Annotated in this window: 18 protein-coding genes; 7 read left to right on the top strand and 11 right to left on the bottom strand. The window is 63.5% G+C overall.

Going from position 1 to position 21,082, the window contains the following annotated elements:
* The first annotated feature begins 6 nt into the window (after positions 1–6).
* The 3 genes from HU764_RS12545 to ku all read left to right on the top strand — a co-directional run bounded on the left by HU764_RS12545 (position 7) and on the right by ku (position 2,740).
* Positions 7–1,158, top strand: coding sequence for a carboxylate-amine ligase (locus tag HU764_RS12545; protein WP_186702881.1), 1,152 nt, complete (start codon positions 7–9; stop codon positions 1,156–1,158).
* 46 nt (positions 1,159–1,204) lie between these two features.
* Positions 1,205–1,786, top strand: a complete 582-nt coding sequence (locus HU764_RS12540; RefSeq protein WP_027593205.1) for a phosphorylase family protein — start codon at positions 1,205–1,207, stop codon at positions 1,784–1,786.
* A gap of 111 nt (positions 1,787–1,897) precedes the next feature.
* Entirely contained in the window at positions 1,898–2,740 is an 843-nt protein-coding gene (ku, locus tag HU764_RS12535) for a non-homologous end joining protein Ku (protein WP_099429364.1), read from the top strand.
* A gap of 56 nt (positions 2,741–2,796) precedes the next feature.
* Here the strand turns inward: ku and HU764_RS12530 are convergent, their stop codons facing one another.
* The 9 genes from HU764_RS12530 to araD1 form a co-directional block, all read right to left on the bottom strand.
* Positions 2,797–3,459: a glycosyltransferase family 2 protein gene (locus HU764_RS12530; RefSeq protein ID WP_186702880.1), complete on the bottom strand. Its 663-nt coding sequence runs from the start codon at positions 3,457–3,459 to the stop codon at positions 2,797–2,799.
* Positions 3,456–4,055, bottom strand: a complete 600-nt coding sequence (locus tag HU764_RS12525; protein WP_186702879.1) for a class I SAM-dependent methyltransferase — start codon at positions 4,053–4,055, stop codon at positions 3,456–3,458. Before HU764_RS12525 ends, HU764_RS12530 begins: the two co-directional genes overlap by 4 nt.
* Positions 4,056–4,066: 11 nt before the next feature.
* Positions 4,067–4,816, bottom strand: a complete 750-nt coding sequence (locus HU764_RS12520) for a PIG-L deacetylase family protein (protein ID WP_186681567.1) — start codon at positions 4,814–4,816, stop codon at positions 4,067–4,069.
* A complete protein-coding gene (locus tag HU764_RS12515; RefSeq protein ID WP_186702878.1) occupies positions 4,813–5,856 on the bottom strand; it encodes an acyl-CoA dehydrogenase family protein in 1,044 nt (347 codons plus the stop codon). The genes HU764_RS12520 and HU764_RS12515 overlap by 4 nt, the downstream gene beginning before the upstream one ends.
* Positions 5,856–8,348: a DNA ligase D gene (gene ligD, locus HU764_RS12510; protein WP_186702877.1), complete on the bottom strand. Its 2,493-nt coding sequence runs from the start codon at positions 8,346–8,348 to the stop codon at positions 5,856–5,858. Before ligD ends, HU764_RS12515 begins: the two co-directional genes overlap by 1 nt.
* Positions 8,349–8,461: 113 nt before the next feature.
* The gene (locus HU764_RS12505) at positions 8,462–10,042 is read right to left on the bottom strand and encodes an aldehyde dehydrogenase (NADP(+)) (RefSeq protein ID WP_186702876.1); all 1,581 of its coding nucleotides are present in this window, start codon (positions 10,040–10,042) and stop codon (positions 8,462–8,464) included.
* A 44-nt stretch (positions 10,043–10,086) separates the two neighbouring features.
* Entirely contained in the window at positions 10,087–11,640 is a 1,554-nt protein-coding gene (locus tag HU764_RS12500; protein ID WP_186702875.1) for a UxaA family hydrolase, read from the bottom strand.
* Positions 11,641–11,667: 27 nt separating this feature from the next.
* Positions 11,668–12,984 carry an MFS transporter gene (locus HU764_RS12495; RefSeq protein WP_172960359.1) on the bottom strand — a complete coding sequence of 439 codons (1,317 nt, stop codon included), beginning with the start codon at positions 12,982–12,984 and terminating at the stop codon, positions 11,668–11,670.
* Between the two features lie 64 nt (positions 12,985–13,048).
* Positions 13,049–14,047, bottom strand: a complete 999-nt coding sequence (araD1, locus tag HU764_RS12490) for an AraD1 family protein (RefSeq protein ID WP_186702874.1) — start codon at positions 14,045–14,047, stop codon at positions 13,049–13,051.
* A gap of 107 nt (positions 14,048–14,154) precedes the next feature.
* On the opposite strand from araD1, the gene HU764_RS12485 reads away from it, so the two are divergent.
* On the top strand, positions 14,155–15,072 hold the full coding sequence (locus HU764_RS12485) for a LysR family transcriptional regulator (RefSeq protein WP_099429358.1): 918 nt from the start codon (positions 14,155–14,157) through the stop codon (positions 15,070–15,072).
* Positions 15,073–15,125: 53 nt separating this feature from the next.
* Here the strand turns inward: HU764_RS12485 and HU764_RS12480 are convergent, their stop codons facing one another.
* Positions 15,126–15,956: an NAD-dependent epimerase/dehydratase family protein gene (locus tag HU764_RS12480; protein ID WP_186702873.1), complete on the bottom strand. Its 831-nt coding sequence runs from the start codon at positions 15,954–15,956 to the stop codon at positions 15,126–15,128.
* An 84-nt stretch (positions 15,957–16,040) separates the two neighbouring features.
* Positions 16,041–16,766: an oligogalacturonate-specific porin KdgM family protein gene (locus tag HU764_RS12475; protein WP_027593218.1), complete on the bottom strand. Its 726-nt coding sequence runs from the start codon at positions 16,764–16,766 to the stop codon at positions 16,041–16,043.
* A gap of 361 nt (positions 16,767–17,127) precedes the next feature.
* Here HU764_RS12475 and HU764_RS12470 point away from each other — a divergent pair, with 361 nt between their 5' ends.
* From HU764_RS12470 to HU764_RS12460, 3 genes are all read left to right on the top strand, one after another.
* Positions 17,128–18,282: a mandelate racemase family protein gene (locus HU764_RS12470; protein ID WP_186702872.1), complete on the top strand. Its 1,155-nt coding sequence runs from the start codon at positions 17,128–17,130 to the stop codon at positions 18,280–18,282.
* A 69-nt stretch (positions 18,283–18,351) separates the two neighbouring features.
* Positions 18,352–19,962, top strand: a complete 1,611-nt coding sequence (locus HU764_RS12465) for an ABC transporter substrate-binding protein (RefSeq protein ID WP_027593220.1) — start codon at positions 18,352–18,354, stop codon at positions 19,960–19,962.
* Positions 19,963–20,028: 66 nt separating this feature from the next.
* Positions 20,029–21,066: an ABC transporter permease gene (locus tag HU764_RS12460; RefSeq protein WP_027593221.1), complete on the top strand. Its 1,038-nt coding sequence runs from the start codon at positions 20,029–20,031 to the stop codon at positions 21,064–21,066.
* Positions 21,067–21,082 lie beyond the last annotated feature (16 nt).

Below are 21,082 nucleotides of genomic sequence, written 5' to 3'. Positions count from 1 at the left end.
ACCAGCATGCTCCGGCCTTGCACGTTTGGCCTCGAAGAGGAATACCTGTTGGTGGACCTTGCCACCGGCAAGGTCCCAACGTTGCCAGCGTCGAGCCTGGCCAGGCACTGCCGAGAGGTATTGGGGCCGTACTTTGCCCAAGAGATGTTCCGCTGCCAGATAGAAGTCGCCTCACCGGTGTTCGTTAACCTGTACCAGGCACGGGAATTCTTCGTGCATGCGCGGCAGCGGCTGAGCGACGTACTGGCGGCGCAGGGTATGGGCCTGTATGGCGCAGCCAGCCACCCCAATGCACCTTGGTTACGGCATAAGCCGGCAGCCTCGGCACACTACCGCCAGCTGTTCGACGACTACCGGCATGTGGCACGGCGCAGCCTGCTCAACGGTTTGCACGTGCACGTAGGCGTACCGGCTGACTGCGATCGCATGCAACTGATCAATCGCCTGGTGCCCTGGTTGCCGTTGCTACTGGTGCTCAGCACATCGTCACCCTTATGGCTGGGCCAGGCGACCGGCTACATGAGCTACCGGCGGGTCATTTGTGGCGAGTGGCCTCACATGGGGTTGCCAGAGCCATTAGCGGATTGGCCCGCCTACGAGCGCTACCGAGCCTTGCTGCAAAGGACCGGCTCACTGGCAGAAAAGGGTGATTTCTGGTGGGCGATCAGGCCTTCGCAGCGCTTTCCGACAGTCGAGTTACGTATCTGCGATGGTTGCCCTTGCCTTGAGGACGCATTGAGCATTGCCGGCGTGTTTCGCCACTTGGTCGAGCACAGCCTGCAGCCAAGGCATGAACGTAGCCCCTTCAATCGCGAGCTGCGCTGGGTCGCACAGGAAAACTACTGGCGAGCCATGCGCTATGGGCGCCATGGTCAATTCATCGGTGCCGATGCGCAGCAGCCGGTCACGGCGCAAGGCTGGCTTGGGCAGTTGCAGGGCCAGTTTCCGGTCGACACTGTCGACGCCGAACGCGCCTTCCTGCATGCCCACGGCATTCTGCGCGAGGGCACCAGCGCGGATCGGCAATTGCACTGCCTGGAGCGCGCTCACGCCGATGGGCAAAGCGCAGCACACGCTTTACAGGCCGTGGTCGAGCAAGTGGTGACGCAAGGACACGCCGGATTGCCAACGGCTGGGGTTGCAATTACACAGGGTTGACCGAAAATGGCCGCGCCCTTTGCAGCCACTCGGAACGTCCTGCGCCATGATGCTGATCAAGCAATTTCCCCAGATCACCCCGACCGACACGCTTTTTGTCTTCGCCCTCGAGGCAGAGGCGGGCACTGTGTTTGCCGATGTGAACACCGTGTTCACCGGCATCGGCAAGGTCAATGCCGCCATCGCACTGACCAAGGCCATTGCCCAGCGCAAGCCCAAGTTGATCGTCAACCTGGGCTCTGCCGGCAGCCAACGCTATGGCAAGGGCGAGGTGGTGTGCTGTACCCGTTTCGTGCAGCGCGACATGGACGTCACGCCATTGGGCTTCGCCCGGTACGAGACGCCGCTGTCTGACATCCCGGTGCTGCTGGAACACGGCGAGGAAATCCCCGGGCTTGCCCTGGGTACCTGCGGCAGTGGTGACAGTTTCGAAGTCAGTCACGGCGAGGCACCTTACGATATCGTCGACATGGAAGCCTATGTGCTGGCCCTGATCGCCCGTGACGAAGGCATTCCGTTCGTGTGCCTCAAGTACATTTCAGACGATGCCGGCAGCGACGCGGCAGACGACTGGTCGGTGCAGGTTCACTTGGCCGCCGAAGCCTTCAAGCGTGTGTTGTTCAGCTAAAAAAGCGGCGCTGCCCGCCGCAGGGCAGCCTGACTAAACCTTCCCGGCGCGCCGCAGTCACTTCCAGTAGAAGCCCCGATAGACGCGGGGCCTGGCGGGAGGTGATTAACGATGGCTAGGGCAATCTGGAAAGGCGCGATCAGCTTTGGGCTGGTGCACATCCCTGTCTCGCTCAATACCGCTGTGCGCACCGAGCGGGTGGATTTCGACTGGCTCGACAAACGCAGCATGGAGCCGGTCGGGTACAAGCGGGTCAACAAGGTCACAGGCAAGGAAATCGACAAGGAGCACATCGTCAAAGGTGTGGAGTATGAAAAAGGCCGCTATGTGGTGATCAGCGAGGAGGAGATCCGCACGGCCCGGCCAGAAGCGACCCAGACCATTGATATTTTCTCGTTCGTCGATGCCGGTGAAATCCCCCTTCAGCACTTCGATACCCCGTATTACCTGGCCCCCGACCGCCGTGGCGGCAAGGTTTACGCGCTGCTGCGCGAGACCCTGGCGAGTACCGGCAAGGTGGCCTTGGCCACGGTGGTGTTGCATACCCGTCAGCACCTGACGCTGCTGCGCCCGCTGGACGATGCACTGGTGATGATCACCTTGCGCTGGCCAGAGGAAGTGCGAGGGCTGGAGACGCTGGAACTGGACAAGAGCGTGACCGACACCAAGGTAGACAAGCGTGAACTGGACATGGCCAAGCGGCTGGTGGAGGACATGAGCGGGCCGTGGCAGCCGGATGAATACCACGATGCGTTTCGCCAGACGATCATGGACCTGGTGGAAGAGAAGGCCAGTAAAGGCAAGATCAGCGTGGTCGAGAAGGGCGAGGGCGGCAGTGCAGAGAAAAGTGCCGACATCATCGACCTTACCGAGTTGCTCAAGCGCAGTTTGGGGGGCAAGGGTGGGGCTACTGGCAAGAAGAAGCCTGCCAAGCGGACCCGGAAGGCTTCTTGATCTTTCCATCTATGTATCGGCAGCCCACTCCTGTGGGAGCGCTATAAGCCTGCGACTCAGGAGGGGGAGGCTTCAAGGCCTGCCAGAAAATCCCCAAACCCTTCCCGGGCGCGGCTGTCGCGTCGGCTGCTGGTCGCCACGCTGTGCCGTGCCGTCCAGGAGATCTGCGCACCGTGCGCCTCCAGGTCGCGCACCAGTTGTACGTCTTCATGGGCCGGCAACGGCTGGAACCCCCCGATACGCAAATACGCCTGTGCACTGACCCCAAGGTTGGCGCCATGGATATGCCGGTGCCCCTCTCGCGCCTGATAATGGCTCAGGTACAACCGGCGCAACGCGGCATTCTGCCAGGGCTGCCAGCGCTCCACATGCACGGTGCCACAGACCACGTCCGCACCACACGCCAGTTGCGACAGTAACCAATGCGGCGGCACCTGGCTGTCGGCATCGGTACAGGCCAGCCAGCTGGCGCCCTGTTCGATCATCTGTGACGCGCCGGCACTGCGCGCCATGCCAACATTGCCTGCGTGCACTTCCAGTGTCTGCACCTGGTGCCGCCTGGCAACCGCCGCACTACCATCGCTGCAGCGGTCCAGCACCACCAGTATTTCGACCCGATAGCCCGCCAACTCAGCCTGGTCTGCAGCCGCCCGCACGGACTTGAGGCAACGACCCAGGCGGCGCGCTTCGTTGTGCGCGGGTATGACCACGGCAATCATGGGCAGGTCTCGTCGAGGTCGATCACGCTGGGCTGGCAGGACCAGTATTCGAGCAGAAAGTCCGCTTCTTCATGGCGATAGACGGGGTACAGCGGCAGATGCTTGCCCAGCATGCGATGCACTTCACGCCCGTCCTGGGGGCAGCCCGCGATCGGGTGTTTCCAGTGGCAGGCCAGCAGGCCGCCGTCGTCGCTGAGGCTGGCGGCTGACTGTTCGATCACTTGCAACCAATCGGTGGGATCAAGGTAGTAACCCAGCTCACTCAGCACGATCAGGTCAAAGCGCCCACCGGGCCAATCACCCGGAAGCCTGCCGAGTTCGACCGAGGCGTGGCTGACCCCGGCCAAGCGTTCCCGCGCGAGGCCTACGGCAGTTGGGTTCAAGTCCTGGCACAACAAGTCTGCACACCGCTCGGCCAGCAAGGCACTCAGCTCGCCATTGGCGCACGCAGGCTCGAACACGCGCTCATAGCATTGGCGTGGCAGGCTGGCCATGACCAGCTCGCGTTTGCGCTTTTCGTACCAGCGGGTGCGAAAGGCCCAAGGGTCTTCGCTGCTGGCGTACAGGTCGGCGAAATACTGTGCGTCGAGGCTCATGACAACTCCCTTTACAAGAACACCAATTCGAAAGGCTGTAGCAGGCACTCCTGCAAGTTCGCTGGCAGCACGGGCGGTTGGCCTTCATCTGGCTCGAGTTGGCTGATGTGCGCGGCCAAGGCCTTGCGCTTGCGGGCCAGGCGGGTTTCATCCAGCTGCACGCGATGAGCCCGTGGCCAGGGCAGGCGAGGGTCGTCAGGTTGCGCCCAGTGCCAGGCCCAGACCGGCACCTCCACCAATTGCACCTTGCGCGCCATTGCCGCTTGCGCGGCGGCCCTGCCCACCGCCTCGTGGTCGCAGTGGCCGTCGTTGCGCCAGGTGGCCATCAGCACGTCGTCAGGCTTGAGCAACTGGCTCAGGTGGTTGACTAGAAACGCCTCGTCCCGCGGCAGCGCGCCGTCCTTCAGGTGCAGCCTGCGCCAGTCCAGCCGGTTGAGGTCAAGTTCGAGCTGTTGCAGGGCGTGGCGGCTCTCCAGCGGCCGCTGCCTGCGCAAGCGGTGCTCGGTCCAGTGGCTGGAGCCTGGGTGGCTGCCTTCGCCATCGGTAGCGGAGACCAACACCAGGTCGTCCTCGCGCCCATGAAAGCCTGCCAGTAAACCACCCGCCATGAGAATTTCGTCATCCGGGTGCGGGGCGATCAGTACAAGCCGGCGGCCAGGCGGGCACAGTTGCCCTGGGTCGATCCAGGTGGCCCTGGCCAGGTGCGCGGCGTGCTGCCAGGCCGACCAGGGGGTACCGCTACTCGACTCGATCAAATTCATAGTTGCCAGGCTCCTGCCGGCAGGGTAGCCAGCTGCTGTCCGAGGGCGGCCAGGTCACGCTCGGCGTGGCTCTGGCGCAGGAACACCGGCAAGTCGGCACTCAACCGGGCAAAGTGGCTGCTGCGGCAAAACGGCGAGGCGCCCAAGGCGCGCCCCACGTGATGGATCACGTGCTCGACGGCCTGTTCGACCTGTGCGCGGGTACGCCGTACTTCGAAACAGGCGTCTGCGCCCGGCTGGCGGTCGATCCAGCCCGCACACTCGCGCAGCGCCGCCCTGGCACCGCACAAGGCGGCGTCCACAGCCCCCAAGTGCGCGTCGGCGTGCGGGTCTGGCCGCGGGTTGCGACAGTGTTCGCGCAGGTAGTCCGCCAGGGCCTCGGCGCCGCCGTACCAGCACGCCGCGATGCCACCACCCCCGTGCCAAAAGCCGGGTCTGGAGAGGTACTGCCCGGGCCGGCCGATGGCAATACCAGGGGTATGGTTGAACTCGACCTCGACGCTCGCGGTAATGGCCATGCCGACCGCCTGCCACTGTTCGATACGCAAGCCTTGGCTGGGGTGCGACAGCTCTATGGCCACCAGCTGCGGTTGGTCGTCTTCACCCCATGCCGTGATCAGGGCGCGGTCGATTTGCAAGGCGCCCGAGCACCACGCCTTGCGGCCCGAAAGCCGCACCTGCTCGCCCTGGCGCTCGACGATACGTGCGCGGGCATCTGGCGGTTCCGCCGCCCAGACACCCCAAATGCCGTCCTGCGCATGGTGCGCGGCACCACATTCGGCCAGGATCGCCAAGGCATCGGTGTGGGCTTCGTAGAGCTTGGCCAAGGCCATGTCACAACCGGCAATGCGGGCCAGGCTCTGCCAGCGGCGCAGCGTGTTGCCCTGGCCGGGCAGGGGCAGCAGGTCAAGGTGGTCGGCCTGCAGCGCCTGCATCAGCGCCGGCAGTTGGGTATCGAGGTTCAGTGCCTGCGGCCTTTCGGTGAAGCTGCGCAACAGGCGGTCGAGGGTATTCAAATCAAAGTCCTGAATGATGCTCATCAGCCCAGCCCTAGCTGTTTGCGCATGCGCGCAGTGATCGATTGACGGGTCTTGCCCATGTCGGCCCAGGGGTCGTCCACCTCGGCCAGGCGCTCGTGCAGGTTACCGATGTGCCATTGGTTGGCACCCTTGAGCTGGGCCAGCTCTTCACGCCAGATCGGCACGGACACCGGCAGGCCCTCCCGGGCGCGCAAGGAATAGGCACAGGCGGTGGTGGCGCCTTTGCCATTGCGCAGATAGTCGATGAAGATGCGCCCGACCCGGTTCTTCGGCCCCGACACGGCGCTGAGGCGATCAGGGAACAGGTTGGCCAGGTAATCGACGATCGCATGGCTGAAGTCCTTCACCTCGTCCCAGCCCGCTTTTCGGGTCAGCGGCACGACAATGTGAATGCCCTTGCCACCACTGGTCTTCAGAAACACCTTCAGGCCAAGTTCGTCGAGCAGGGTCAAGGTCAGCTGCGTGGCCTCCAGCATGGCTTTCCAGGGCAGCGCCGGGTCCGGGTCCAGGTCGAGCACGAAGCGGTCCGGTTTGTCGAAGTCCTTGTCGGTGGCGTTCCAGGTGTGCAGTTCGAGCATGTTCATCTGCACCGCGCCCAGCAGAGTATCGGCGCGGTTGATGACCATGGCGGCCTGGCCGGCCTGTTTCTTGTCGTAGCTGACCACGTTGGGGATGTGCAGCTGGCCAGCGTTTTTCTGGAAGAACAACTCGCCACCGAGGCCATCGGGCGCGCGTACCAGCGCCACGGGGCGGTTTTTCAGCTGGGGCAGGATCCATTGGCTCACCTGCGCATAGTATTCGGCGACTTGGCGTTTGGTGGTGGCGCGGGTGGCGTCGATGACGCGGTCAGGGTGGGTCAGGCGCAATTCGCCCAACGCCTCGGGCTTGTGTTGAGCCTTGGTTTTGGCCACGGACTTGCCAGGCATGGCGTGCTCCAGGTCGATCGCGGTCGCAGGTTTGTCATCACGCAGGCCGTGGAACACCGCATGGCGCACCACGCCGTCTCGGGTCATCTGTGCATAGGCGACTTCGGCCAGCAGCGTCGGCTTGAGCCAGTGCACCCCCCGGACTTCGGCGCCGGTCGGTGGCTTGCTCAGCATCGGCTTGGGGGTTTCCAACGGTTTGAGTCGCGCATGAATGGTTTCCAGGGTGGCAGCACTGAACCCTGTACCGACTTTGCCGGCGTAGCGCAGCGCGCCGCTGTCGTCGTGCACGGCCAGCAGCAAGGCGCCAAAAGCGCTGCGGCTGCCCTTGGGGTCGGTGTAGCCGACAATCACGAACTCCTGGCGTTGCTGGCACTTGAGCTTGACCCAGTCGGCGCTGCGGCGCCCGGTGTAAGGGCTGTCGGCGCGCTTGCCGATCAGGCCTTCCAGGTTCATGCGGCAGGCGCTGTCGAGCAGGGAGTCGACCGGTTGATCGAAACCTTCGGAAAACCTCAGCCACTGCGCGTCGGCCTGTTCAAGCAATTGCTGCAGGGTTTTGCGCCGCGCTTGCAGCGGTAACTGGCACAGGTCCTCGCCGCCCAGGAAGGGCAGGTCGAATAAGTAGTAGAGAATGTGCTGATCGTCCTCGACATCGAACGCGTTCTGCAGGGCCTGGAAGTCGGCCACACCGTGTTCGTCATTGACCACCATTTCGCCGTCCAACCAGGCCGAGTCGAGGCCCAGCGTGCGCAGTGCATCTCGCTGATGGGGCAGCTTGGCGGTCCAGTCGTGGCCATTGCGGGTAAAAAGACGCACGTCATCGCCGTCGATGCGCGCGAGAATCCGGTAGCCATCGAACTTGACCTCGTACAACCAGTCGCCGGCGGGTGGCGAGTCGACCAGCGTCGCCAGTTGCGGTTGCAGCGTGTCGGGTAACGGGGCCTTCTGTGCGCCTGCCTTGCGTTTGCGGGTACGCGGCGCCGCTTTTTCGGCAGGCTTGCTACGCCTGGGGACCAGGGTGCGCTCGCTGAGCACGCTGTCGGGCTGGGCTTCGACGATGCTGTAATCGGCCTCGCTACGGGCTTCGCCATCGTGCGATTTGACTAGCATCCATTGCTCTTTCTTGCCCGCCAGGTGGGTCCGGAACAGGTTCCAGACACCATTGAGCTTCTCGCCTTGCAGGCGAAAGCGCAGCTTGCCCTTGGCATAGGCCTGCTGCGCATCACCTTCAGGCTCCCAGATGCCACGGTCCCAGACGATCACATCGCCCGCGCCGTAATGGCCTTCGGGGATATTGCCCTCGAAATCGGCGTAGTCCAGCGGGTGATCTTCGACGTGCACGGCCAAACGCCGCACCTTCGGGTCCAGCGACGGGCCCTTGGGGATGGCCCAGCTCTTGAGCGTGCCGTCGAGTTCCAGGCGGAAGTCGTAGTGCAAGTGGCTGGCGTCGTGCTTCTGGATGCAGAACTGCAGGGCATGGGGCTTCCGGCCCCGGCCACGTTTACCGCTCGGCTCGGGCGTGGCATTGAAGTCACGCTTGCGCTGGTATTCCTGCAGGGGCTTGGCCATGGCGGGGTCCTGAAGAATCGCGGGGGCTCTTCAGGTGGGAGGGGGTGCGGTGAGGGGAGTTCAAAATTTCCCCCCGTCGAGCGCCTGGCGGCTCGACGGGGGTAGAAGGGCCTTTAGCAGCTTGAGCGGCTGCCCTCACCATCGACCAGGCGCCAAATACCCAGCGGATTGGCGTTCTGCAACGCAGGGGGCAGCATCGCATCAGGGTAGTTCTGGAAGCACACGGGCCGCAGGAAGCGATCGATCGCCAGCGACCCCACCGAGGTGCCGCGGGCGTCCGAGGTGGCAGGGTATGGGCCGCCGTGGACCATCGCATCGCACACTTCGACGCCAGTGGGGTAGCCGTTGAACAACACGCGGCCGACCTTGTCCTGGAGCAATTCACTCAACCAGCTGAAGCCTGTCAGTTCTGCTGCTTCGCCAATGACCGTGGCGGTCAGTTGCCCGCGTAGGGCTTGCACGGCGGCGCTGAGTTGCGCCTGATCTTCAACTTCAATGACCAGAGTCGCGGGCCCGAACACTTCTTCCTGCAGCAGCGGGTCGCCGTTCAGCAGCAGGCTGACATCGCCCTTGAACAGTTGCGGCTGCGCCTGCCGCTCGCCTTGCTCGGCGCCGGCCAGGTGGGTGATGCCGGGGTGCGCGTGCAAGTGTTGTAGGCCCTGGCGGTAGCTGGCCAGGGTGCCGGAGTTGAGCATGGTCTGGGCGCCTTGCGCAGCCATTTGTGCTTGCAGGTGCTCGACAAAATGGCTGAATGCAGCAGAGCGCATGCCCAGCACCAGGCCTGGGTTGGTGCAGAACTGGCCACAGCCCAGGGTCACGGACGCAGCGAGCTCGCGGGCCAGTGCGGCGCCTCGCTGAGCCAGCGCTTCAGGCAGCAGGATCACCGGGTTGATGCTGGACATCTCGGCAAACACCGGGATCGGCTGGGCCCGCTCCGCAGCCATGCGCATCAGCGCGTTACCGCCCTTGAGCGAGCCGGTGAAACCCACGGCCTGGATGGCCGGGTGCTTGACCAGCCACTCGCCGACGCCCGCACCGTAGACCATGTTGAAGACGCCCGCCGGCATGCCACTGCGCACCGCGGCACGCAAGATGGCATCCGCTACACCTTCAGCGGTGGCCATGTGGCCGCTGTGCGCCTTGAACACCACCGGGCAACCAGCGGCCAGGGCCGATGCGGTATCGCCGCCTGCGGTGGAGAACGCCAGCGGGAAGTTGCTGGCCCCGAACACGGCAACCGGGCCGACCCCGATTCGGTACTGGCGTATGTCCGGGCGCGGCAGCGGCTGGCGCTGCGCCAGTGCGCGGTCGATGCGGGCGCCGTAAAAATCACCCCGGCGCAGTACCGTGGCGAACAGGCGCATCTGGCCGCTGGTGCGGGCACGTTCCCCCTGGATTCGGCCGGCGGGCAGGGCCGTTTCACGGCATACCGTGGCGATGAAGGCGTCACCCAGTGCATCGAGTTCGTCGGCAATCGCCTCCAGAAACACTGCGCGTTGCTCGGCCGGCAGGTTGCGGTAGGCCGGGAAGGCCGTGGCAGCAGCCTTTGCGGCCGCATCCACTTCGGCTTCGGTGGCTTGGCTGAATGCGCCGGGCAGCGCTTCGCCAGTGCTGGCATCCAGGCTCCTGAGCAGCGAATTGCCTTGCGCCGAGCGCTGGCCGCCGATGTAGTTGTGACCAAGGATCTGGGTCATGAGGGCTCCGATAATCGTTAAGGCAGGTACATCAAGGCAAGCAGTCAGGTAATGGCGCCGATCTGCCACGGCACGAACTCGTTCTGCCCGTAGCCATGCTGTTCGCTCTTGCTGCGCTCCCCCGATGCGATGCGCAGCATCATCTGGTAGATGTGCTCGCCGCGCTCTTCGATGGTCATGCTGCCGTCGGCAATGCCGCCGCAGTTGACGTCCATGTCGTCTTCCTGGGTTTCCCACAGGCGCGTGTTGGTCGCCAGCTTGATGGACGGCGAGGGCGCACAGCCGTAGGCGGAACCGCGGCCGGTGGTGAAAGCGATCAAGTTGGCACCCCCGGCGACTTGGCCAGTGGCCGAGATCGGGTCATAACCGGGGGTGTCCATGAACACCAGGCCATGGGCGCGCACCGGCTCTGCGTATTCGTACACATCCACCAGGTCACTGGAGCCGGCCTTGGCGACCGCACCCAGTGATTTTTCCAGGATGGTGGTCAAGCCACCGGCCTTGTTGCCGGCCGAAGGGTTGTTGTTCAGCTCGGCGCCCATGCGCTGGCAATAGGCTTCCCACCACTGGATGCGGGCGATCAGCTTTTCACCGACTTGCTGGCTTACGGCGCGGCGCGTCAGCAAGTGCTCGGCACCGTAGATTTCGGGAGTTTCCGACAGGATCGCGGTACCGCCTGCGGCTACCAGCCGGTCCACGGCATTGCCCAGCGCAGGGTTGGCGGTGATGCCCGAGTAGCCGTCCGAACCCCCACATTGAAGGCCCACGGTGAGGTGGCGCACGCTGACTGGCTGGCGCTCGACCTGGTTGGCTTCGGCGAGCAACGCCTTGACCTGGGCAATGCCGCTGGCGATGGTCTTGCTGGTGCCACCAGTGCCCTGGATGGTGAAGGTGCGCAAGGTGTGGCTGCTTTGCAACCCTTGGGCGGCGAGCAGCTCAGGGATCTGGTTGGTTTCGCAACCCAGGCCAATCAGCAGCACCGAGGCGAAGTTGGCATGCACGGCATAGCCGCCCAAGGTCCGGCGCAGCATGGCCAAGGCCTCGCCAGAGGGGTCGACGGCGCAACCGACGCCATGGGTCAGGGCCACCACGCCGTCGACGTTCGGGTACGGCGCCAACGCTTCGGGGTGAATGTCACGGCGAAAATGGTCGGCGATTGCCCGGGCCACGGTGGCCGAGCAGTTCACCGAAGTGAGGATGCCGACATAGTTGCGCGTGGCGACCCGGCCATCGACCCGGACGATACCCCTGAAGGTGTCGTCGTTGGGCGCCTGCGCGCCACGGGCATCGACGCCAAAGGCGTAGTCACGGGCAAAGTCACCCATTGCCAAGTTATGCACGTGCACATGCTCGCCTGCGGTGATGGCCTGGCTGGCGAAGCCGATGATCTGCCCGTAGCGGCGCAGCGGCTGGCCGGCCGCAATGTCGCGCGCCGCCACCTTGTGCCCAGCAGGGATTGGCTGGCGAACGGTGATGCCTTCGTCCAGCAGCAACCCTTCGGGCAGGGCCTGGCGGGCGATGAGCACGTCGTCGAGCGGGTTGAGTCGGATCACGGCGTGGGCAGCGCGTTCACTGCCTGTTGTTGTAATGAGTTGCATGACAGTTACCTCAATAGGGCGCGTGGCTCAGGCCAGCCCGCGCTCGCGATAGTCGATCAGGCCAGAGAACAGCATCAGGCCGAAGGCCATGACCACGAAGAAGATCAGGGCCAAGAAGTACGAACCGGTGAACTGCACGATCAGGCCGATCAGGATCGGTACCAGCACGCCGACCATGTTGCCGCAGAAGTTCATGCTGCCGCCCAGAACGCCGGCTTTGGATTTACCGCCGAGAATGGCCGGCAGGCACCAGTACATGCCGCACCAGCGGATGAAGAACAGCGCCACGCACAGCAGGGCGATCACCCGTGCAGCATCGGGGGTGTAGGCCACCAGCAGGATGCACAGCGCGGCGACGGCAGCGGAGCCTGCGAACATGCTGCGCATGACCGTGTTCGGCTGGCCGCCATTGGCTTTCCACTTGTCCGAGATCCAGCCGCCCACCAGCTCGCCGACAAAACCGCACATGAAGATCAGGAAGGTCGCGCCACCCATGGCCTTGATGTCCAGGTTGTGGGCTTGGTGCAGGTAGCTTGGCATCCAGGTCAGCAGGCCATAGAACACGCTGTTGTAGCAGGCGTAGCCGGCGAACATGCACAGCACCGAGCGGCTTTTCAGCAGCTCTTTGAGTACCGCCTTGCGGTTGCCGTTGGCCTGGGTCGCGGCGTCGTTGGCTTGGGTGATGTAGGCCAGCTCGGCGGCGTTGACCTGCGGGTGTTCGCTGGGGTGGTTGCGGATGTACCACCAGGCCCAGATGCCTGCCGCCACGGTGCCGACACCGGCGATGATGAAGGCGATGCGCCAGGAGTCGAACCAGGTGATCAGCCCGGCGATGATGATCGCGCCAAACGCTGTGCCCAGCGGCGCGCCGCCGTCGACCAGGGTGGCGCCGCGGCCACGTTCGTTGGGGGTCAACCAAGCGCCGTTGAGTTTGGCGCCCGCCGGCATGATCGGCGACTCGGCCACGCCCAGGCCAATGCGGGTGACCAGCAGGGTAATCCAGTTGTGGGCAAAGCCGCCCAGCGCCTGGAAGGCGCCCCAGCCGATGGTGGCGACACCAATGATGTTGCGCACCTGGAAGCGGTCGAGCAGCACACCGGCCGGGATCTGCATCAGGGCGTAGGACCAGAAGAACGCGCTGAGGATCAACCCTTCAAGTGCTGGGGTGAGTTCGAACTCGGCAGAAATCAAGGGCAGGGCCACCGACAGCGACGCCCGATCGATGTAGTTGATCGCTGCCAGCAACAGCAGGATCAGGAAGATCCGCCAGCGCACGGTGGTCGGCTTGGCGGTGTCTGTGCTGGCCGTGGCGGCTGTGGCCGCCGGGTAAGGGGTGTGTTTCATGCTCATCTCACTGTTGTGATTGTTATGAAATGCCGCGGCGGCGCGGCCCTGCGCCGCCGTCGGTTCAGAGCGTCTTCACCTCGCCAGGTGAGATGGCCGAAGGCGTCCCGGCAATGCCATTGCACAGGGGGGCGCCGAAATCAGGCAGGCTGATCTCGAACACATCGCCCTCGGCGGGCTTGATCTGGTCGGCGAACGACAAGGTCGCCGTGCCGAAGAAGTGCACGTGCACATCGCCTGGGCGCAGGAACTGGGCGTACTTGAAGTGGTGATACTCCAGGTTGTCCAGCGAGTGGCACATGTTGTCCTCACCGCTGAGGAAGGCCTTTTCCCAGATCACCTGGTTGCCGCGACGAATCCGGCTGATGCCATCGAGGTGGCGGGGCAGCTCACCGACCCGCAGTTCAGGGCCAAAGGCGCAACTGCGCAATTTGGAGTGAGCCAGGTACAGGTAGTTGCGCCGTTCCATCACATGGTCGGAAAACTCGTTACCGATGGCAAAACCCAGGCGGTAGGGCTGGCCATCATCGCCGATCACATACAGGCCGGCCAGCTCGGGCTCTTCACCGGCATCTTCAGCAAAGGCCGGGCGCTGCAAGGCCTGGCCAGGGCGGACCACAATGGAGCCGTCGCCCTTGTAGAACCACTCCGGTTGTACGCCCGCGGTGCCCGGTGCAGGGCGGCCCCCTTCGATGCCCCACTGGAAGATCCGCGCGGTGTCGGTCAACGCCGCCGCATCGTCGATTTTTTGCTGGTGCATCTTGTCGCGGGTGGCAGCACTGCCCAGGTGGGTCAGGCCGGTGCCGCTGATCAGGCAATGGGCTGGGTCTTCGTGGTCCAGCGGGGGCAGTACGCGGCAGTCGCTCAGGGCCTGGCTGTAACAGTGTTGCGTGCTGTCCAGGCCGCGTTCGAGCACTTCTGCGGCCAGGCTGGTGTGGTTGCGGATCGCGGCCAAGGCCAGCTCACGCATGGAGTGGGTATCACGCACGACCTGGATCAGGTCGCCTTCGACCACGCCGACGTGGCGTTGGCCGGGTCCGGTTTCAAATTGGATCAGGCGCATGCGGGTTCCTGTGTTGTTCTTGTTGAAGATGCAGGTCACTTTAATTTTCCCCGCTGTTGCTGCCTAATGAGACCTGCTGACCCCGTGATAACTTTAAGTGATCCCCTATGCTGCCACCCCTGAGTTCCATGGCCTCGCGCCTTCGCCTGCGCCAGTTGCGGTTATTGATCAGCCTGGATGAGCTGGGCTCGATTCATAAAGCGGCCGAGGCCATGTCGATCACCCAACCGGGGGCGACAAAAGCCCTCAACGAGATTGAATCGACCCTGGGCGCGGTGCTGTTCGAGCGCACCAGCAAGGGCCTCGAGGCCAATGACCTGGGCCGTTGCGTGCTGCGCTACGCGCGCCTGATCAGTAACGACCTGGCACACCTGCGTGAAGAGATGCTGGGTATTCTGCAGGGCCATGGGGGGCGTTTGTCGGTCGGCACGATCATGGGGGCGGTGCCGATATTGGTGGAGGGGTTGGCGCGCCTGCGTGAAAGCCAGCCAGACCTGTCGGTGTCGGTAGTTGAGGACACCAGCGACCGCCTGCTCAACCTGCTCGACCAGGGCCGCCTGGACGTGGTGATCTGCCGGACCAGTGTCAGCCCGCGGCCCGCCGCCTACGACAGCGTGCCGAAACACCAGGAGCAATTGGTGCTGGTGGCCAACCCTGCACACGCCCTGGCCGGCAGCGAGACCTTGAACCTTGCGCAGTTGGCCAGTTCACGCTGGGTGGTATTCCCAGTCAACATGCCCATGCGCTTGACGTTGGAGCGCGAATTCCGCGAAGCGGGCCTGAGCTTTCCGCAATACCCGATTGAAACGTCCTCGACCTTCACCACGTTGTCGATGCTGCTGCAGGACCCGGGCTTGCTCGCTGTGATGCCGTGGGATGTGGCCAAGGTCGCACTGGACCATGGCATGCTGGTGCGCCTGCCGCTGCAGCTGAAGTCGCGCAGCGAGCCGTACGAAGTGGTCACGCGCAAGGGCGTGGAGTTGAGCCGGCCTGCGCAGATGCTGGTGAGCATTCTGATGGCATGAGCCCGCTGCACCGCTCGGGTGCAAGGGGCTTTAAAGGGTGGCAGAGCGCGGGGTCAGTCGCCGAATGGGCCGGCGACGGTGAAGGCGCCACCTTGCAGGTGCGCGCTGGCATCGTCAGTGGCAGGTTTTGGCTGTTGCTCGAGTTTTTCGCGAAAGCGCTCCGAGCTGTCCTGCGGATTGAAGCCCAGGTGCGCCGCGTAGCGGTTGTCCCACCACAGCTCGCGGTTGGCCGACACGCCATACACCACGGTGTGGCCAACGTTTTCAGCGAGCAAGGCCCGTTCTACCAGGTGCGAAAGGTCTGCATAGCTCAGCCAGGTCGAGAGCATGCGCATGTTGCGCGGTTCTGGGAATGACGAGCCGATGCGCAGGCTCACGGTCTCGATGCCGTAACGGTGGAAATAGAAGGTGGCGAGGTCTTCGCCATACGATTTCGACAACCCGTAATAGCAGTCTGGGCGACGCACAGACTGCGCATCCACCTGCTCGTCTTGCGGATAAAACCCGGTGACGTGGTTGGAGCTGGCGAACACCACCCGTGGGATCCCGTGCTTACGTGCCGCTTCATAGATATGAAAAGTGCCGCGGATATTGGCGTCGAGAATCTCTTCGAACGCACGCTCCGTGGAAATCCCACCCAAGTGGACGATGGCATCCACGCCTTGGGCAAGCGCCAGTACACCGGCCTTGTCCGCAAGGTTGCAACTGATCACTTCTTCATGGGCGCCCGCTGCGGGCGCCATCGCACTGATATCGGAAGCCCGTACGACGTTGGCGTGCGCCTGCAGGGCTTCGCGCAGGATCTGCCCGAGCCCGCCGGCGGCGCCGGTCAGCAGCAGGCGGTTGAACGGTTTGCCCTGGGTGGGCGAGGAGGGTGTGGTCATGGCGAGCGCCTTGGCGTGAGGGGTGGTTGGGGGGTAGTTGGGCGACAACGCCGGGCCACCTGGCAGGCACCCGGCAGCGCGGCATTACATGAAGTTGTACTGGATGCCCAGGCGCCAGCGGGCCTGGCGGTCGTCGGTGTAGGCGTTGACCTTGATGTCACCCACTTCCATGAACGGCGCCCATTGCTTGTTGAGCTTGTACTTGACGATCAGGTTTTGCTCGTAGTCGCTCTTCTTGTTGTCGTAGCGGATGTAGTCGGTGTCGAAATAAATGTACTGGTACTCGAAGGCCCACGGCCCTTTCGGGGTGTAGCCGAGCCAGCCTTCGAGCCGAGTGGTGTTCTGGTTGTCCTTGGCGCGGTCTGCCTTGGAGTGGTCGATCTGGTCGCGGTCGAGGTTGCGCGCGTCGTGCCGCACACGGGTGGCGACGTACCAGGTGTCGCTGATCTTGTAGTTGTACTTCAAGCCGAACTTGTAGGTGGTGGCGTCCTTGGAGCTGTCCATCTGGAACGCGGGGGTGAGGGTCGACTTGGGACTCAGCTTGTAGTTGTAGTCCACGGTGAACTCATGGCCGTTGTTGACCATGTTGTCGTACGCCACGTCCTCGCGGTCGCCGGCGGTCTTGTACTTGATCTCGGCGGCGAAGCCCAGGCCAGTGTCCATCCGGTAGTTCAGCTTGATCCGGTCGGAATGGATGCTGTCGTCTTCGGTGTAGCCGTGGCGGTAGTTGATGCTGGCCGAGTCTGCGCAGGCATAAAACGACAGGCCGAGTGTACTGACAGCAATGAGATTGCGGAGTGTGGTGTTCATTCGATCTTCTTTTCTTGTTTTTGTTGAGGTCGTTTTGAAGCGGGTGGTCACGATCGGATGCGGTAAGGGGCAGGGCGCCGCGATCAGATGCGGCAAAGTTATCGTACAACATTTCGGTTGTCTACGATTTCTTCAGTGGTTGTCGGACGACCCTCTCGGATCGCCTTTGAAATGCCTGATATAGAGGCTTTAGTGCAACCATAGGAATGCGATCGGTATCCCAAAAGAGGTAAAAAATCAGAAGGCAAAGCCATTTTTTAAAGTTTTTAAGGGGTGCTTTTCAAAAGTTGTATGATGACGTAGGATGACCTCCAGAGCGTGACTCACCCGCCACAAATCCAATAAGAAGGCTCAGACGTCCATGATCATCACTGCTGTAAACGTCCAGGTTTTTTCCTACCCCACGCGCCGCGCTGTCGACAGCGCCGGCCATGCCCACCCCGGTGACGTAACCCAGGCCAAGATGGCGCTGCTGCGCATCACCACCGAATGCGGTAACGAAGGCTATGCACTGGGTGCCCCTGAACTGATCCGCCCCTACGTGCTCGATGGTTTCGTGCGCAAAGTGCTGGTCGGCGCAAACGCCTTCGACCGCGAGAAGATCTGGCACGACCTCGCCCACTGGCAGCGCGGCAGTGCCAGCCAGTTGACCGATCGCGCCCTGGCGTTGGTCGAGCAGGCCTTGTGGGACTGGGCCGGGCGCAAGCTCAATGTGCCGGTGCACAAGTTGATTGGTGGCTACCGCGACAAAGTGCCTGCGTATGGCTCTACCATGTGTGGCGATGAGCTTGAAGGTGGCCTGTCGACCCCTGAGGAATACGGGCGCTTTGCCGAAACCCTGGTCAAGCGCGGCTATAAAGCGATCAAGCTGCACACCTGGATGCCGCCTGTGTCGTTCGCGCCCAGCGTGAGCATGGATATCAAGGCCTGCGCCGCGGTGCGCGAGGCAGTCGGCCCGGACATCGCCCTGATGATCGACGGCTACCACTGGTACAGCCGCACCGACGCCCTGATCATCGGCCGTGCCCTGGAAAAGCTCGACTTCGCCTGGTTCGAAGAGCCGATGATGGAAGACTCCGCCGAATCCTATGCCTGGCTGTCCAGCCAGTTGGACATCCCGGTACTGGGCCCGGAAAGCCTGGGTGGCAAGCACCTGAGCCGGGCCAGTTGGGTCAAGAACGATGTGTGTGACATCCTGCGTGCCGGGGTTGCCGGGGTCGGTGGCATCGCCCCATGCCTGAAGGTGGCGCACATGGCCGAGTCATTTGGCATGGATTGCGAGATCCACGGCAACGGCGCAGCCAACCTGGCCGTGGTCGGGGCGATCAAGAACTGCACCTGGTACGAGCGCGGCCTGCTGCACCCGTTCCTCGACTACGACGAAGTACCGGCCTACCTCAAGCGCCTGGTCGACCCGATGGACAAGGACGGCTTCGTGCACCTGTCGGACCTGCCGGGCCTGGGTGAAGAGATCGATTTCGACTACGTCGAGACCCACACACTGCAACGCTTCTGATTCGTGCATGGCGGCACGCGCCCTCGCGTGCCGCCCGAGAGTCCAATAACTATAAAAAGGCAATCTCACATGAGCGTTCTCCCCACATTCTGGGCAGGGGTCCTTGCTGCATCGCTGGCAATGACCTCGGTACCTGCTGCTTTCGCCAAGACGCCGGCCGACCAGTTGATCGTCGGCATGAGCATGATCAACCTGTTGTCCCTCGACCCAGCCGGTGCCACCGGGCTGGACGTTTCCGAGGTCAACGCCAACCTGTACGACATGCTGCTGGTGCAGGATGCGCAGCAACCGGACCAGCTGGTGCCGGCGCTGGCGCAAAGCTGGCAGGTCAGCGATGACCGCAAGACCCTCACCTTCAAGTTGCGCGAAGGCGTGAAGTTCCAGTCCGGCAACGCGTTCAGTGCCGAGGACGTCGCCTGGTCGCTGCAGCGCATCCTCAAGCTCAACTTGGCCCTGGCCTCGACATGGAAGGCCTACGGCTTCACGGCGGGCAACGTCGCCCAGTACATGCGCGCCAGCGATGAACACACCTTTGTCCTCGAGCTGCCGCGGCCGACCGACCCGCTGTTGGTGCTGAATACCCTGGCGACCTCGCCCAGCGCGTTCATCCTCGACCGCAAGGTCGTCCAGCAACACCAGAAGGGCGACGACATGGGCGCCGCCTGGCTGACCACCCATGCCGCTGGCAGCGGCCCGTTCATTCTTAATGACTGGCGTGCCAACGACGTGATCCTGATGAGCCGTTTCGACGGCTATTGGGGTGGCCCGGCCAAGCTCAAGCGCATCGTCATGCGCAACATGACCGAATCGCAGTCGCTGCGGCTGATGGTGGAGCGCGGCGACCTGGACCTGGCCAAGGGCATGTCCGCCCCGGACATCGAAGCGCTGGAGAAGTCCGACAAGGTGCGCACCGAGACCGTGCAGCGCGGCACGCTCTACTACGTGGCGCTGAGCGTCAAACAAAAACCCTACGACGACGCCCGCGTGCGCAAGGCCGTGCGTTCGCTGATCGACTATCAGGGCATCAACCAGACCGTCATGCCGCATTACGGCCAGCTCAATCAGCGCCCGCTGCCGCTGGGCCTGCCGGCACGCCTGGACGATCCCGGCTATAGCCTGAACGTGGCCGAAGCAAAAAAACTGCTGGCAGAAGCCGGTTACCCCAATGGTTTCAAGACCACCATCCGCGTGCTCACCGAACCCCCGTTCATCAACATTGCCTCCAGCCTGCAGGCCACCCTGGCCCAGGCCGGCATCCAGGCCACCATCGTCACCGGCACCGGCAACCAGATCTACGGCGCCATGCGCGAACGCAGTTTCGACATCCTGGTAGGCCGCGGCGGCGGCGGTGCCGAGCGGCACCCGCATTCCAGCTTGCGCACCCTGGTGTACAACCCGGACAACCGTGATGAAGCCAAGCTGAGCAACTTCCAGGGCTGGCGCACGTCGTTCTACAGCCCTGAGTTGAACACCCTCATCGAACAGGCCGAAGTCGAACCGGACAAGGCGCGCCAGTTGGCCCAGTACCAGCAGATCCAGACGTCCCTGGACGCCCAAGTGGGCGCGATTCTGCCGGTGTCGCAGATGACCGACACCGTGGTGCTGTACCACGACGTGCAGAACTATCAGGCCCACAGCGCGGCCACCACCCGTTACAAAGACGTCTACAAGTCGCGATGAGCGGGACGGGGGCGCCCGCGCCCCTTACGCCTCGGTGTTTGCTGAACGCTTTTTCAGGAGCCTGTTATGTTGCTTTCGACTGCCTCTGTGCTGGGCACGCGCGTGTCTGCCACTGCCCGACGGGCCAGCACGGTCCTGGTGACCTTGCTCGGCCTGTTGGCGCTGACATTCTTCATTGGTCGGGTGATGCCGCTGGACCCGGTGCTGGCCGTGGTCGGGCCGGACGCCGACAGCTCCACCTATGACCAGGTCTACCAGGCGATGGGCCTGGACAAGCCGATCTGGACCCAGTTCGGGCTGTACCTCAACGATTTGCTGCACGGTGATTTCGGCAATGCGCTGCTCACCGGCCACCCGGTGCTGGAGGACATCAAGCGGGTGTTCCCGGCGACCATCGAGCTGGCCACGCTGGCGATCCTGTTCGGCATCCTCATCGGCCTGCCGCTGGGTGTGGTTGCCGCCAGCAACCAGGGCAAGCTGGGCGACCATGTGGCTCGGGTGATCACGTTGTTCGGTTACTCCACGCCGATTTTCTGGGTGGGCATGATGGGCCTGCTGGTGTTCTACGCCTGGCTCGGCTGGGCGGGCGGGGCAGGGCGTATCGACCTCGCCTACGACGGCATGGTCCCGGACGTGACCGGCCTGCTGCTGATCGACACCGCCCTGGCGCGTGACTGGGAGGCGTTCAGCAGTGCCTTGCGCCACATCATCTTGCCGGGGCTGATCCTGGGCTTGAACTCGGTGGCCTATATCAGCCGCATGACGCGAAGCTTCATGCTCGAGCAGTTGTCGCAGGAATACATCATCACGGCGCGGGTCAAGGGCCTGTCGCGTCGCCAGGTGGTGTGGGGCCATGCGTTTCGCAACATCCTCGTGCAACTGCTGACCGTGGTGGCGCTGGCCTACGGCTCGCTGCTCGAAGGCGCGGTGCTGATCGAGACGGTGTTCGCCTGGCCGGGCTTTGGCCAATACCTCACCAGCAGCCTGATGCTCGGTGACATGAACGCGGTGATGGGCTGCGTGCTGGTGATCGGCCTGATCTTCGTCGCCCTCAACCTGATCAGCGATGCCCTGTACAAGGTGTTCGACCCAAGGACCCGCTAAGCCCCCAGGGGCTGCG

This window comes from Pseudomonas kermanshahensis (assembly GCF_014269205.2).
Lineage (GTDB): Bacteria > Pseudomonadota > Gammaproteobacteria > Pseudomonadales > Pseudomonadaceae > Aquipseudomonas > Aquipseudomonas kermanshahensis.
This window is presented reverse-complemented; position numbering and strand designations above follow the sequence as displayed.